At 38.5% G+C, this 16,121-nt stretch carries 10 protein-coding genes and 1 pseudogene; 9 read left to right on the forward strand and 2 right to left on the reverse strand.

Features of this window, described 5'->3' with window-relative positions; all coding sequences use genetic code 11:
• The first annotated feature begins 16 nt into the window (after positions 1–16).
• The 7 genes and pseudogenes from mreC to AAHI02_RS13985 all read left to right on the forward strand — a co-directional run bounded on the left by mreC (position 17) and on the right by AAHI02_RS13985 (position 9,157).
• The gene (gene mreC / locus AAHI02_RS13955) at positions 17–871 is read left to right on the forward strand and encodes a rod shape-determining protein MreC (RefSeq protein WP_346983758.1); all 855 of its coding nucleotides are present in this window, start codon (positions 17–19) and stop codon (positions 869–871) included.
• Complete coding sequence (locus tag AAHI02_RS13960; protein ID WP_346983759.1) at positions 864–1,370, forward strand: rod shape-determining protein MreD; 507 nt, start codon at positions 864–866, stop codon at positions 1,368–1,370. Before mreC ends, AAHI02_RS13960 begins: the two co-directional genes overlap by 8 nt.
• Positions 1,367–3,407 (forward strand): annotated as a pseudogene (locus AAHI02_RS13965) (penicillin-binding transpeptidase domain-containing protein). The gene AAHI02_RS13960 and the pseudogene AAHI02_RS13965 overlap by 4 nt, the downstream one beginning before the upstream one ends.
• Complete coding sequence (gene rodA / locus AAHI02_RS13970; RefSeq protein ID WP_346983760.1) at positions 3,404–4,633, forward strand: rod shape-determining protein RodA; 1,230 nt, start codon at positions 3,404–3,406, stop codon at positions 4,631–4,633. The pseudogene AAHI02_RS13965 and the gene rodA overlap by 4 nt, the downstream one beginning before the upstream one ends.
• A gap of 105 nt (positions 4,634–4,738) precedes the next feature.
• Entirely contained in the window at positions 4,739–5,314 is a 576-nt protein-coding gene (locus AAHI02_RS13975; RefSeq protein ID WP_346983761.1) for a pentapeptide repeat-containing protein, read from the forward strand.
• 1,745 nt (positions 5,315–7,059) lie between these two features.
• Positions 7,060–8,328 carry a hypothetical protein gene (locus AAHI02_RS13980; RefSeq protein ID WP_346983762.1) on the forward strand — a complete coding sequence of 423 codons (1,269 nt, stop codon included), beginning with the start codon at positions 7,060–7,062 and terminating at the stop codon, positions 8,326–8,328.
• 94 nt (positions 8,329–8,422) lie between these two features.
• Positions 8,423–9,157 (forward strand): DNA-binding domain-containing protein, encoded by a 735-nt coding sequence (locus AAHI02_RS13985; protein ID WP_346983763.1) that lies wholly within the window; start codon positions 8,423–8,425, stop codon positions 9,155–9,157.
• An 804-nt stretch (positions 9,158–9,961) separates the two neighbouring features.
• On the opposite strand, the gene AAHI02_RS13990 is transcribed toward AAHI02_RS13985, so the two are convergent.
• Entirely contained in the window at positions 9,962–10,675 is a 714-nt protein-coding gene (locus AAHI02_RS13990; protein ID WP_346983764.1) for a C40 family peptidase, read from the reverse strand.
• A gap of 415 nt (positions 10,676–11,090) precedes the next feature.
• Entirely contained in the window at positions 11,091–13,286 is a 2,196-nt protein-coding gene (locus tag AAHI02_RS13995) for a glutamine synthetase III (RefSeq protein ID WP_346983765.1), read from the reverse strand.
• Positions 13,287–13,566: 280 nt separating this feature from the next.
• Here AAHI02_RS13995 and AAHI02_RS14000 point away from each other — a divergent pair, with 280 nt between their 5' ends.
• On the forward strand, positions 13,567–15,255 hold the full coding sequence (locus AAHI02_RS14000) for a hypothetical protein (protein ID WP_346983766.1): 1,689 nt from the start codon (positions 13,567–13,569) through the stop codon (positions 15,253–15,255).
• Positions 15,256–15,464: 209 nt separating this feature from the next.
• Positions 15,465–15,929, forward strand: a complete 465-nt coding sequence (locus tag AAHI02_RS14005) for a DUF1572 domain-containing protein (RefSeq protein ID WP_346983767.1) — start codon at positions 15,465–15,467, stop codon at positions 15,927–15,929.
• The last annotated feature ends 192 nt before the right edge of the window (positions 15,930–16,121 follow it).

A 16,121-nucleotide genomic window follows, 5' to 3' on the forward strand; every position in this document is an offset into this window, starting at 1 on the left:
TACGATATATATCTGAATGGGATTTTTGCTGAGATTATTTTCCAAGAATGCGCTTTTTGTCTTCTTTATATTTCTGCAAATTATTGCTCTGATTCTGATATTCTCTAAAAATGCCATGCAGAGATCCTGGATCGCAGGGCAGTCTGCCGCTTTCAATTCCTGGGTTTCGGGGTATATTGATGAAGGGGTTTCTTATCTTAAGCTAAAACAGATTAATGATGATCTGGTGGCTCAGAATAAATCTTTGATGATGGAGCTGTACGGAAAACAGGGTGCGAAAAATCCTCAGTTCAGAAAGGTGCATGATACATTGGGAGGCGGACAGATCTATACATTTGTTGACGGAGAAATTGTTTTCAATAGCATCAACAGAAGAAATAACTACTTTACCATCAACAGAGGTAGAAGAGACGGTGTATTTCCACAGATGGGGGTAATGGCTCCTAAAGGTATTGCAGGAATTGTAATCAATTCTACTGATAGCTATGCCTTGGTGCAGTCGGTGTTGAGCGTAAATAAAATCCGTATCAATGCTGCTCTTAAAAACTCGGGATATTTCGGAACATTGACCTGGAACGGAGATAATTCCAGAGTGATGCATCTTGCAGACATTCCAAAATATGTCGCTTTGAAAGTTGGAGATACTGTAGTAACAGACGGTAAGTCTGCAATCTTTCCCAAAGGCGTAATGATCGGTACCATCGCAGGATATTCAGTAGATAATAAAACGGGATTTTGGGATATTTCAGTGGAGCTGAGTGAGAAAATGGGCGCTTTGAATAAAGTCTATGTTGTTAAAAATCTTAAAAAAGCTGAAGTGCAAAAAATTCAGGATACCATGCAATCTGTAATAAAAAAGGAAGATGATTAGCAGGACTTTATTTACGGACATATTAATCATGATATTTCTGGTTGCATTACAAATTTTTGTTTTGAACAGAATTACGTTTTTCGGAAAGTACACGCCGGTGCTTTATCCGGTATTTGTCATGTTTTATCCTTTCTTCAGAAATAAATATCAGTTTTTGGCTTTAAGTTTTCTGATCGGCCTGTCGGTTGACGCATTCCTCTTTTCTTGGGGGATTAATGCTTTTGCAACAACCCTGATAGCCTATTTCAGAACTTTGATTTTCAGAACCTCTACAGATACTTCAACCGATTTCTTCTCTTTTCAGTCCCTTCAATGGGCGCAGTTTTTGCTGTTTTTATTCACAAGTATCTTTTTACACCAGCTTTTGGTACAGTATATAGAGTTCTTTAAGCTGAGTAGATTTTTTGAAATATTATTTAATGTAGTGGTAACGAGTATAATTTCGTTTATATTTATAGTTATTTATGCATTAATATTTAAAATCAAACAAAAAGTTTGAACACACGTTATTTAAAAATTTTTTCTGTTATCATTGTAATCGCTGCGATTTTTGTGGCGAGGCTGGCTTATTTACAGCTTTTTACCGACAGATATGCGCTGAACGCGGCCAACACATCCATTAAAATTGAATATGTTATTCCTCAACGGGGAGTTATCTTCGATAGAAATGGTAAAATCATGGTGGGAAATCAGCCGGCGTACGAAATTTCTTTTACCCAGGCACTGATGAGGCCTGATTTTGATACTCTTGCTTTCTGTAACCTGATGAAAATTTCAAAAAATGATTTCATCAGAACGATTGAAAATATTAAAAAAGAAAAATATTACTCCAAGCTCACTCCTATGACCTTCATGAAGAATCTTAGCAGGGAAGACATTGCAAGGGTTCAGGAGATTATATTTAAATATCCCGCCTTCAGTATCGTTTCAAGACCTCAGCGACAGTACGAAGTTTCAACATCCGGAAATCTTTTAGGTTATACGAGTGAGGTAAACGAAAGGGAAATTAAAAAAAGATTCTGCCTATTATCTGCCGGGAGATTTCATCGGTAAAACAGGAATTGAAAAAGCTTATGAAAAAGAGCTTCGTGGGATAAAAGGAATGAAATACATTCAGAAAGATATTAAGCTGCGGAATGTAGGACCCTATAAAAATGGTTCTCTCGACAAAGATGTAGTTACCGGAAAGGATATCACTCTTACGATTGACTATGATCTTCAGAGAATTGCAGAGGAAATGCTGGTGAATAAACACGGAGCGATTGTGGCAATTGACCCTAATAACGGAGAAGTTCTGGTTGCTGCAACAGGCCCGGATATTGATCCCAATCTTTTTACAGGCCCGAATAAATCTAAAAATCTATACGCCTTATCGAAGGATACCATCTACGAAAATAAACCGACTTTCGACAGATCTCTTCAAGCAGCTTATCCGCCGGGATCTACCTTCAAATTGTTGACAGCTCTTGCAGCTATGCAGATGGGCGTAATGGATGAAAATACCATTTTCCCTTGCGGTGGCGGTTTTTATTACAAAGGAAAAAGAATCAAAGGCCATGGAGGTGCAGATCCGTTAATTCCTTCCATTCAGGTTTCCAGTAACTGTTTTTTCACATACGCCTTTATTGCTATCCTTAAAAAATATCCGGGAGATCCGTCAAGAGGGGTGGATGAATGGAAGAAAATCATGAGCAGTTTTGGGGTAGGTGAATTTTTAAATAATGATTTTGCGGTAGGTGCAAGGGGTAGAATTCCTTCAGGGGATTTCTATGAAAATAGATTTAAGGCCATCATGAAAGCCAGCGGCTCCAAAAGAACAGATTTTAAAAACTGGGACGAAATGTCTACAGGAGCGATCTACAACGGAATGGGTCAGGGAGATGTACTGGTAACGCCGCTTCAGCTTGCCAATTATGTTTCTGCGATCGCTAATAAAGGCTGGTATTATACGCCGCATATTGTAAAAGCGATTGATGGAAAACCCAATCCTGATCCGAGATTTAAAAAGAAACACCAGACATTGGTTGATAAAAAATATTTTGACCCGGTACTGAAAGGCATGGAGGCCGTAGTGTTGAACGGGACGGCGCGTGGTTTAAAATCGAGTGACTTTACACAGCTCGCAAAAACAGGTACGGCTCAAGTTCCTCAGGGGAAAGATAATTCAATCTTTGTGTTGATTGCACCTGCAGATAAGCCTAAGATCGTTGTAGCGGCAGTTATGGAACACGCAGGATTCGGAGCTACGTGGGCGGGGCCTGCAGCGACGGTGATTGCTGAAAAATACATCACAGGAGATGTAAAACGTGAACACCTCTACAAGAAAATGATCACCTCCAGTTTTATGCCCGAATATAAAAGACAGTGGATTGCCGACCTTAAGCGTAAAGGTCTTTATAAGCCAAGCGAAGACTCTATCAAACAGAAGAGAATTCAGGACAGCTTAAAACTGGTGAGGGAGCAGAAGGCGAAGATGCAGAAAAAAATAGACGAGGAGACTAAGAATTTAAAAAAAACAAAACCGGTTAAGCAATGAAATGGGCAGAAGGAATAGATAAACTCGGTCTTGGCCTGTATTTCCTGCTTTGCATTTTTGCCATCGCAAATATTTACAGTGTCGACCAGAAATTGGGAGAAAAACAATTGATTTTCTTTTGTATTTCCTTGTTTGTGGGGCTTGTAATTTTTGTTGGGAGAAGCAAGTTTTTCGAGAATATGTCCGGCATCATTTATATCGGAGGTGTATTGCTGCTTATTGGTCTTTTCCCTTTCGGAAAGGAAATTCTCGGACAGAAAAACTGGTACAAATTCGGAAGTTTCACCATGCAGCCTGTGGAGTTTGCTAAAATAGGAACAGCTCTCATGCTTTCCAACTATGTATCCGGGCCTGAATTTAATTTAAAAAACCGAAAATCTTTACTGACCACTCTGGCCATCATAGGTATTCCTGCAGTGGTTGTTCTGGCAATACCGGATGTAGGCTCTATGCTCGTATTTATTGCCTTTTTTATCGCCCTGTACCGGGAAGGAATGAGCGGATTATTATTCGGGATTGGTTTTCTTTTTGCCGGCGTTTTCCTGATTTCCCTTGCGGTCGATCCTATCTGGGTAGCTATTACCATTGTTGTAATTGTAGGAGCCTGGATTGCCATGAATTATTACAAAATGTCCTGGAACATCATTTCGATCTCAGGAATTGCGGGTTCTGTGGTACTGCTTTGCGGACTGGCATTTGGGTCACCTTATATTTTAGAAAAACTGCCCAAGCACCAGAGAGAAAGAATTGAAGTTCTCTACAAAGGCGAAAAAGCATTCAGGGATACATCCGGCTATAATTTATTGTATTCCAAAACAGCTATTGGGTCCGGCGGACTTTGGGGGAAAGGATACCGTGAGGGTTCTGTAACCCAGGGGAAATTCGTTCCGGAGCAGGAAACCGATTATATTTTTTGTACTGTGGGTGAAGAATGGGGATTTGCGGGAAGTGCAATACTTATTCTGTGCTATATGATCTTTATCGGAAGAATATATTACCTCGCAGAGCAGCAGAAATCCTCTTTCAACCGTGTTTTCGGGTATTGCTTTGCTTCGATCCTTTTGATGCACTTTACCATCAATTTAGGCATGGTTATGGGGCTTTTTCCTACCGTTGGGATTCCGTTGCCGTACTTCAGCTATGGGGGAAGCTCGCTGTTGGCTTTCTCGATCATGACTTTTATTTTCTTTAAATTAAATTATTCGGATAAAAACAGCTTGGTGTAGAAGAATGGAAGTCGTCTACGGTCATGCGCCTTTTCTATATTTAAAAATCTGCGCAATCTGAAAAATCAACGAGAGCCAATTTCTTTAATCTAAATCATTAGTCTCATGAAGGAAGCATACATTTTAGATCAAACTTTAAAAAATGCAGTTATTTCTCAGATTCAAAAAGGCGAATACGAAAACTGTACATTTCAGAACTGCAATTTTGAATATGCGGACCTTTCGGGTTTCAGTTTTAATAATTGCGATTTTACCGGGTGCAATCTCAGCATGGCGAAACTGGTGTCAACAGCTTTTCGTGATGTTCATTTTAAAGAATGTAAAATGTTTGGGCTACACTTTAATGAATGCAATGAATTCGGAATGACTTTTAGCTTTGATGGATGTTTTCTGAACAATTCAGTGTTTTATAAAACAACCCTTAAGAAAATCCTTTTTAAAAACTGTACCCTTACTGAAGTTGATTTTTCGGAATGTGATTTATCGAATGCTGTATTTAAAGAATGTAATTTGTCGGGAGCTGTTTTCGACTATACGAACCTTGAAAAAACAGATTTCAGAACATCCGTAGGATATTCAATAGATCCATCCAGAAACAAGCTTAAAAAGGCAAAATTTTCACTGTCCGGAATTCCGGGCCTCTTGCATACATTTAATATTGAAATTGATATAAACACTTAGAGACTGTTTAAATTCTAAATATATTTTTAACATTAAGAATTAAGGTATAATTTCTTAATCAACTTAATTTAAATCAATCAATTGATTTCTTAATTTTTCCCACTTAATAAACTGAATTTCTTAATGTTAAGAATAAACTTTGTTTATTTGAATAAAGCATATTAAGTGTAAGTCCATAAAATTATTAGATAAAATTTAACAGGCTCTTAGTTTTTTGGACAGAAAAGCAACTCTCACAATTCATATGTGAAATGCCGGATTCTTGTCGAGGATCTATTAAGATAATGCATTTTTGCTGAGCAGGAAATAAGAATTATTCCTTTTTCTCTGAAACTCTTTATTGATGGACTTTCCTGAGGGACGGTAGAACATCACAAAAAAAGTAGTCTAGGTTAGACTACTTTTTTTCATCTACAAATGTAAACAAATTCTCTTTACTTCCAAACATAAGATATTGCTTTCTAATTTCTTGCTTTTAAACTCATCATTAAAATTTTGTCGCAAAACAGTCGGAATTTCGCACCGTTTTTCATCTGTTTTTTACTATCTTTTACGGTGATTAGTTTCTTATGTAAAAAAAGTAGTCTAACCTAGACTACTTTTTTTACACAAAATAATGAAACTACAAATGATTCCCTCTAAAACCCTCTCCCTCAAACGCTTTCGCGTGGTGTTGCTGTGCTTTTTTTGTGGTATTAGTTTCATCATTGTTGAGCGCTCAAACCTTTTTACACTCCGATTCTGTAGTCTTTGTATCCGAAGACTCCTATTTGTATGCAGAATCTCCAGTATATATTTCCAGTCAAAACCTAAGAAAAGCATCTTTTAAGAAGTGGTCTGGGGTTTTGATGAAAACATCTTGTTCCAAAGTTTCCCATAAGAAGTCCACAAGTAGTCCAACAAATAATTTGTGTTATAAGAGTAGTCCAATAAGTAAACATAAGCTTGGACTTCTTTTCAATTCTTCACTTACAGCTATTATCGGAACTTCTTCCCCGGTAAAACTTCAGCATAAAATAATACCATCATCTTTTATTCTATTTATAAGCGCAAGAAGGGATCAGGAAATATGTATTCATTTCACTTCTCGCATTTTTCAAATTATACGCATTACCATCAATCATTTCGGGCGCCCTCCACCTGTGCTTTCGTCAATTCGAGTGTTTTTTCGTAACAAGGTGAAGAAAAAATGTATCGAGAATGAAATTATCCTCAAACTCACAAACTTCTCGATACGATTTCTTCAAAATCTACTCGAAGTGACGAGCCTGTCGAAGCTATTATTGAGTCGGAGGGTTTGAGAGTGGGAGGGTTTTAGGGTTGGAGGGTTTGAGAGGGGAAATAGTGGCTTCGAGTCACCTCAGCCACCAGGACTCTCCCACACTCAAATTCTAAAACCCTCCAACTCTAAAAACTCTGCGAGCTCCTATAAGTGAAACGCCTTCGTGAAACTTAAAAACACATCATAGATAAAAAAAATCTTAGTGTACTTCGTGTTCAACCAGCAGCGTGATCTAAGCACAAATAGCACTACTATTTTAGCGCAAATAGGCAGCAAGGCAACCAACATTCGTGAAATTAGTGAAATCCATTAGTGTCATTCGTGTTTACCCAGCGTGAGCTCCTATAAGTGAAACGCCTTTGTGAAACTAAAAACACATCATATATAAAAAAATCTTAGCGCACTTAGTGTTCAAATAACAAAGTCATCAAAAAGTACAAACAACAAACATAAATACAAAACAATGAAACAATTAATTACAACAGCTGTTCTGTTTTTCAGCATCACAGCATTCGCTCAAGTGGGGATTAATAATACATCTCCAAAAGCCACCCTCGACATCACCGCCAAAACCAACGGAACCAAACCCGAAGGATTGATCATCCCGCAATTAACCGGAGATCAGATCCGTGCAGCCACCACAGCTACACCCACACCGGTGTACGGATCAAACCAGAAGGGACTCATCATCTATGCAACCGTCGCCGATTCAGCTCCGGCAGGGGCAACGGTCAATATTACTGCTCCGGGATATTACTATTTCGATGGCAGTGTATGGCAGAAAATGAACGGCGCGGCAGCCGGTGATACCACCAACGATGCGTGGATCAATGATACCACCAACGGCTTGGTAAAACTGGGAACAAAAGCAGATGGTACAGCAAGAGCAGCAGGAACTGATTTTGTAGCCAAGGACAATGGCCAGATCGGAATAGGAACGAGCAGTCCGGATGCGAGCGCAGCACTGGATGTGACTTCCACTAATAAAGGTTTTCTTCCTCCAAGAGTAGCCCTTACCAGCAAAACAGATATCACAACTATTAGTTCTCCAACTACTGGATTATTAGTGTACAACACAGGTGCGGGAACTCTTAAAAGCGCCGGAATGTATTATTGGGATGGATCCCAATGGACAAGTCTGAAAGGAGATGGTGGAACTTCTTCACCTACGGATTTAAATATAGGAGAAACCAGGACCTCAGTAATCACAGTTCCCTCATCCTCATTTGCTGGAGGATCAACAGGTATTAGTCGCACATGGATGTATGGAAGATTACTTGCAAATACTACATCCGTCAATTATAAGCTTTTGTCGGATGCTGCAGGAAGTACTGCTAATTTTGTAAACTTTGGACCTAATGGAGCTTTAAGAATGGACTTTTCTTCTGGAGGATATGATGGCACTACTATTAGGACACCTAAAATTGTAAATACTTCTTCTTCTTCGATACTTTATACGCTTAATGCACTTTCAACATTTGATGCTAATTATCAGCAAGGTGCAGGAATGAGACTGGCTCCAGGAGCTGTTTGTTGGAAAATTGATGGGAGTGATGGTTTTGCAGTAACTAAAAATGGTGATACTGAATACGTTAATGCTAACATTCTTATTCATGACACTACTGATGGGAGTGTTCGGTTTTATATTGGAACGTGGTCTATTGCATGGGTCGATGATGGCTCAGGACACGATAATATATATGGATTATTTACCATTACCCGGTATAAGTAATATCGCGGAATACAATATAACAAATTAATAAACCCAACCCTCACAGGTTTCAAAACCACACTTCAATACATCAATAATTAAAAAATAATAAAGAATGTCCAATATATTACATAAAATAAAAGCCTATTTATACGATAACACTTTAACCAAAGACAATCCCAATGATTTCACGGCAAGAACCATCAGAGAGCGAAGCCTCAATGTCAAAAGAATCTGCCAGTCAGCTGCTAACCGTGGTGGGTCAGATATCTCGGCCTCAGCGATGGAGCATGCCACAGAGCTGTTCCTTCAGGAAATGGCCTACCAGCTTTGTGACGGGTATTCCATTAATACCGGGTATTTCACCGCTAGCACCACTATACGTGGCGTGTTCGACAGCCCTTCGGAGAAGTTTAACAAAGATAAGCACAGCATTATTTTCCAGTTCAACCAGGGAGAAAAGCTGAGAGCGGAGATCCCCAATATTGAAGTTGATATCCTGGGTTTGGCAGAAGCTTCTTCTGTCATCCTACAGGTGACGGATGTGAAGAGCGGTTCGGTCAACGACCTGCTTACTCCCGGTAAAAATCTTAAGATCGTGGGCAGTAAGATTAAAATCATGGGCGATGATCCTACGCGGGGAGTTTACTTTGTCAATACGGCTACCCAGTTCAGAACCCAGGTAGAAGCGTTCGACATTGTCGTCAACAATCCTTCGGAGCTTATCGTGGTCATTCCCGCATTACCCGCCGGAAGCTACACCCTGGAAGTATTGACCCAATACACGGAAGGCAGCCTGCTGAAGCAAACCAGAACGGCTTCTCTGGATAAATTGCTGACGGTAGAATAGCCATCATTGTACAGCCTTTCCAGATCGGTCGATCCCACAGGCACGAGTGGGTAGGTCCCACAGCCTCGGACCGGTTAGTGCCACAGGTACATGTGGGATGGCGCCACAGGCGGGAGGTGATTCTGATGTTTTGAAGAAAGGGGATTATTATTGGTTTTTTGACTCCGGTTTGGGTAATAGTATTCCAGACCGGAGTTTTTTTGAGGAGCGGTGTTTTGGAGTTATAGGGTATGAGTGTGAGAGGGTTTTAGAGTGTCGGAGTCTTGGTGGCTATCACCGAAGCTATGCACTCCTGTCACCCTGAGCTTGTCGAAGGGCCAGTATAATACTCACATCCTAATAACTAAGGCTTCGACAGACTCAGCCTGACACTGTGAACACAGAGCGCACTAAGATTTTTTGAAAGTATTGTGTATATAAGTTTCACAAAGCCGTTCCACTTAGAAGAGAACGCAAACCCCCCTATTGTAATGGCTGGCTGCAATTGATAATAAGCACAACTTCTAAATTCCCCTCCTTCGGAGGGGTGTAGAAAATTCAAAGAATTTTGAGGGGGTGGTTCTATAAGAGCTTCACAGAATGACCATCATTCTACCACTCGATTGTCATCCTGATTTCTGATCTTTAAACCCGAATCTTTCCATTTTGTTTTTTACCAGCTATGCCGAGATTCCTCCGGAATGAAAATGGGAGGGTGGAAGGTTCAAGAGTTTTAGGGTATGGGTGTGGAAGCAGCTTTTGAAGCTAAAAATAAAAAAACCATCAGGATTTGATGGTTTCATTATTTAAATCAATTATTTAAAATTAAAAACTTGTTCCGCTTGATGCCGGAGTGGTTGTAGCAAGATTATTGTAAGCTTCTCCGTTCTCCTTGATGATTCTTTTTCCGAACCTGTACTTCGGTCCCCAATAAGAGTCGTTCAGTGAAGAAACCATTACTCCTTTTGACGTAGCTGCATGAATAAATTTCACTTCTCCGTTATCATCTACGCTTTCTACAATACCTACGTGAGAAATTCTTCTTCCGTGAGAAAAGAAGATAAGGTCTCCTTTCTGTAAATTTTCTTTCTCTACCGTTTCACCTTCCTGAGACTGAGAAGCTGCTACTCTTGGTAAGCTAAGCCCTGCTGCTGCACCGAAAACAGAAAGAACAAAAGCTGAACAGTCGATCCCGTTTCTCGTCATGCCTCCGTATCGGTAAGGAGTTCCAAGATAAGTTTGGGCTTCTGTTAAAATATTGTCGATAGTTTTATTGTGCATGATTGCTTTTGCAATCTCAGAATTCTTAATGGAATTTTTAGCATTAGCCAAAGAAGCTGCCTTTTCGGCAAGAAATGAATTGATCAGTTGCTGCTTATCCTGCTCCATTTTGTTGATATCAATAGAGGCAAGTTTGGCATCTGTTTTGTATTCTTTAGCGTAAGTTGCTGGTTTTGAAACTACGTAGTTGGTAACACACGATTGTAACGATACAGTAGAGACTAAAGCAACTAGATAAAACAAAACTCTTTTCTTCATATATATTTGATTACCGTGTTAATAAGGAATAGTATTTTTCAAAAGCATTACAAAAATATGTATTCCCGCTAAAAGGACTCTGATATGGTTATTGCTGAGTTCTCTTTTTAACACATTTTAACATATTATTTAAGTATGTTAAAGAAAAATAAACCGCAACAGCCTGTTTCAGGTAAGTGTGCGGTTTTTTTTATTAAGATTCTTTAACAAAATTAATTTGTATATCACCTACTTAGTGTGGTAGATTGTAAATAACTCTAATTTTCACCTACGTTTTTTAGATGGTTTTTATAGTTTAGTATAAGTTCTTTTACAGGGAATTGCAAATGATAAATTGGTCATTCTTCTAACATAAAAAAACTCTCCGGAACTGGACTGTACCGGAGAGTTTAACTAATATGGAACTTTACAGATGTTACTTTGTAAATAACATTTCTCTATACTTGGTCATCGGCCAAAGCTCATCATCTACCATCATTTCCAGAGCATCTGATGCGTCTCTGATTACGTCAAATAAAGGCTTTACTTTATTACAGTAATCTTCCGCCTGCTTTTGGCTTTCAGAAACTGCTTTTGCTTCTTCTCTGGCCTGGATAAGATCTTCAACACCCAATTTGATCTTAGATACATTTTCAGAAATACTCGTGATCAAGCTCATCTGCTCTTTTGCAAGGCTTTTAAATTCCTTGTCTCCAAAGATATCTTTAAGACCTTTTACGTTTTCAATCAGTCTGTTCTGATAATTTAAAGCGGAAGGAATAATGTGGTTTCTTGCGATATCACTTAATACTCTTGATTCAATATCAATAACTGTTGAATATTTTTCTAATTTGATTTCGTTTCTTGCTTCAACTTCTCTGTGAGTGAAAATTCCCAGTTCTTCGTAAAGTGCTAAAAACTTCTCATCCATCTCCTGTTTAAGTGCTTCCGGAGTGGTTTTTAAGTTATTTAAACCTCTCTTTTCAGCTTCTTTTGCCCAGTCGTCGGAATATCCGTCACCTTCAAACATGATATTTTTACATTGTTTGATGTATTCTCTTAGTACATTGAAGATTGCTTCGTCTTTCTTAAGGCCTTTTTCAATTAATGCATCAACCTCTTTTTTGAAATCACGAAGCTGTTTTGCTGCGATGGTGTTCATTACCGTCATAGATTCTGCACAGTTGGCAGAAGATCCAACCGCTCTGATTTCAAATTTATTTCCTGTAAACGCAAACGGAGAAGTTCTGTTTCTGTCGGTGTTGTCCAACAAGATTTCAGGAATTTTTCCAACTACATTTAATTTAAGGTCTGTCTTTTCATCAGGAGAAAGTTTTCCTTCTTTTACTTTTTCAAGCTCTTCCAAAACTCTGAACAGCTGGCTTCCGATAAATACGGAAATAATTGCCGGCGGAGCTTCATTAGCACCTAATCTGTGGTCATTGCTTGCAGACGCGATACTTGCTCTTAATAGATCGGCATATTCGTGTACTGCTTTGATCGTATTCACAAAGAACGTTAAGAACTGTAAGTTTTTCTTCGGGTTTTTTCCGGGGCTTAAAAGGTTTTCTCCTGTATCTGTTGCTAAAGACCAGTTATTGTGTTTTCCGCTTCCGTTTACCCCTGCGAAAGGTTTTTCATGGAACAAAATATGGAAATGGTGTCTGTGAGCGATTCTTGCCATTACATCCATCAACAAAGAGTTGTGGTCAACAGCAACGTTTACTTCTTCAAACATCGGAGCCAGCTCAAATTGGTTTGGAGCAACTTCGTTGTGTCTTGTAGTAACCGGAATTCCCAATTTCATACATTCGATTTCCAACTCTTTCATGAAATTCATGACTCTTGTAGGAATTGAACCGAAATAATGGTCATCCAGCTGCTGTCCTTTTGCAGGAGAATGGCCTAACAAAGTTTTTCCCGTTAAAACCAAATCCGGACGAGATTGGAACAATGCCGAGTCTACCAGGAAATATTCCTGCTCCCAACCTAAGGTAGGCGTTACTTTCGTTACGTTTTTGTCAAAATACTGCATGACGTTGGTTGCAGCTTCGTCTACCGCATTCAATGCTCTTAAAAGAGGCGCTTTATAATCTAAAGTTTCTCCGGTGTAAGAGATAAAAATAGAAGGAATACATAAAGTCGTTCCCATGATAAATGCCGGAGATGTAGGATCCCAAGCTGTATAACCTCTCGCTTCAAAAGTATTTCTGATACCGCCATTCGGGAAAGAAGACGCATCCGGCTCCTGCTGGATCAATAAGTTTCCGCTGAATCTTTCGATTGCTCTTCCGCCTTCGATAGGGGTAAAGAAAGAATCATGTTTTTCAGCAGTGCTACCCGTTAAAGGCTGGAACCAGTGAGTGTAATGAGTCACTCCTTTGCTCATTGCCCAGTCTTTCATCGCTACTGCTACCTGGTCTGCGATGTGTCTCTGGATTTTCGTTCCTTTTTTCATCGCATCCAAAATAGAATTGAATGCTTCTTTTGTTAAATATTCTCTCATTGTTTCTTCTGAGAAAACATTTTGGCAGAACAATTCTGACAATTTTACGGGAACTTCAACGGAATTATCTCTTCTAAAGTCCTTGAATGGTAAAGTTTCTAACGCTTTGAATCTTAAAGTTGACATATTAGGTTTGATTTTTACGGGGCAAATTTACGAAAAAAATGAATAAAAAATATTTTTACCCTGAAAATTTAAGGGGTAAATTAAAATTTAACAAAAAATTTAAACAAGTATTAATATTTTTGAAGGGGTGAATGGGTTTTCTAGGTTAAAAATTAAATCAGGAAATATTTAAATGAATAACCGTGGAATAAAGATAAGCATTATTATGTTAAACCTTTTATTAAAAGATACTTAAAATAATTTGAGCGGAGATTTTGTATATTTGTGTGAAATTTATTTTATGACAAATTCTAGAGCAAGAGAAACAACGGAAGCAATCGAAAGATTGTATATTTCTATGAGACACCTCTTTTACAGAGGTTTTTTTAAACCTGCCGGTGTTTCGGGAGACAGTATCAGAAGTTTGTTGAAGACCATCAATCCGGAAATCTACGGAAGTATGAATGTGCCGAGTAAACTGGAACTGAACGGCTTGATGTATGTATTAGACAGGCTTCCTGAAGGAATTGAAGAATGTGCTTTCATTCATCTTACATCGGATGAAGGATTTGATAAAGGAAGTTTCGAGCCGATCGTGCCTAAAAAGAGAAGAAGAAACTGTTACCGGATTGATGAGCATCAGATGAATATTGAAGTTCTTCTGGGGCGTTCTGAAATCTATGACATTCTTACCCATTTAACATTCCTTTTTATAGAGGCAGATAAAATCAGAAATTTAGCATTCATACAGGATGAAAACTGGAAGCCGACACGTGCTTTCAAAATCATTGAGGAAGTGGTGAAAGGTGAAAAGAAGTTCAGCAGAAAGGAAAAGGAAGTAGCCTTAATTCACCTGTCTTCTTTAATAGGAAGAACATTTGATGAAACATTAAATGCATATAATACATTCGGGGAAGACAGTAATCCGGATCGTTTGTTTAAAATTATCTATAACCTGGCAAAAGTAAGTCTTGAAGATGCTAAACAGACGAGAGAACGCGAGATTCACTTCAGTGCCATTTTAAGGGAAAGAGTAGGACATCACTATTTCGGTGAAAAGTGGGCCAATAAAGTAAAAGAGGTCTTATATGAAAATGATCTTCATATGCGTCCGCTTCATATTATTTCTGCCAATATGCATTCGGTGAAAAATATGCTGTATGCCAATGAGGCTTTGAAGAAAAAGGATCATCAGGTAGACTACAAAATGTACGGAGAAATTTCGGATAAGAAAGAGCTTCGTGATAAAGTGTCAAAGTATGCTCTGGAGCAGGGCATGATCTACATTAATGATAAAAGCGGAAGTAATATCGATGTTCAGATCATTGATCTCAGCAAGACCAATCTTAAAAATACACCGTTTCAGGATATCAAATTCGGAGGCGATGACGTGATCATGGTTTTCGATTATGCTTTCGGAGAACAGGCTTTTGAAGTGATGGATGAGCTTCTGAGACCTTTTGAGCATAAAGGTGAAGTGTATATGATGAAAGTGAAATCTGTTTCCATCATGGGAAAAGCCGGGATTCTTGCCGGCGGAAAAGGAGATATTATGATTCCCACATCACATATCTTTGAAGGAACAGCAGACAATTATCCTTTTGAAAATGCTTTAAAACTGGAAGATTTTAAAGATGATGAATTACAGGCTTTTGAAGGTCCGATGATTACCGTTTTGGGAACTTCGCTTCAAAACAGGGATATTCTTTCTTATTTTATGAATACTTCATGGAAAGCAATCGGGCTCGAAATGGAAGGCGCGCATTATCAAAAAGCAATTCAGGTAGCTTCTAAAATCAGGCATCACATTACGCCGGATCTGTTTGTCATGTATGCTTATTATGCATCTGATAATCCTCTGGAAACGGGAAGTACGCTTTCTTCCGGTGGTCTGGGACTGACGGGTGTAAAGCCAACCTATCTTATTACATTAAGAATCTTAGAAAAGATCCTGCAAAGCGGAAAGAAAGAAATTTCTGCTAAAAAATAATTTAAAAATTATATTAGCGATATTTAATCCTTCAAGGTTTCAAAATCTTGGAGGATTTTATTTTCTACGATTTTCATAGATTGCATTAGGAATGTGCCGCATTTACTTATTAAAATATCCGCAATCATCTGCGTAAATCAGTGAGATCTGTGGTTTCTTTAGATAAATCAACACAAGCAAAAAATAATTATGTTTAAAAAAATAAACAAATGAGTACAACTTTACAATTGGCCAAAAGATTCAGAGAAGTATTGCTGGATGGCTTATGGATCGCCAATACCAATTTTAAAGACCAGCTTTCCGGTGTGACATGGGAGCAGGCCACAACGAGAATAGGTTCTCTGAATACGATTGCGATGCTTACCTTTCATATAGATTATTATATCGCGGGATTGATAAATGTTTTTGAAGGCGGTGATCTCGAAATAAGGGATAAATACAGCTTTGATCTTCCTCCGGTTGAATCTCAGGAACAGTGGGAAAATCTTAAGAATAAATTATGGAACGATGCCGAAAAATTTGCAATCCTGTTGGAACAGATGCCTGATTCTAAAATGAATGAATCTTTTGTGGATGAAAAATACGGAACCTATCTCAGGAATATTGACGGAATGATCGAGCATTGCTATTATCATTTAGGACAAATTACTTTGATCAGGAAGCTTTTGAGCTAAACACAAATTGCACAAATATCTTCACGAATAACACGAATTTTATTTGTGTTTAATATATCTCGCAGATCAAACAAATCGGGCAGATGTTTGAGTTGAAAATCTGCGTAATCTGCAAAATCAGCGGGAGAATTCAATAATTAAATACGTTAATGTAATCCAAAATCTCAACAATAACTCCACATTTGAGTTCTT

It is taken from the genome of Chryseobacterium sp. POE27 (genome assembly GCF_039727685.1).
Lineage (GTDB): Bacteria > Bacteroidota > Bacteroidia > Flavobacteriales > Weeksellaceae > Chryseobacterium.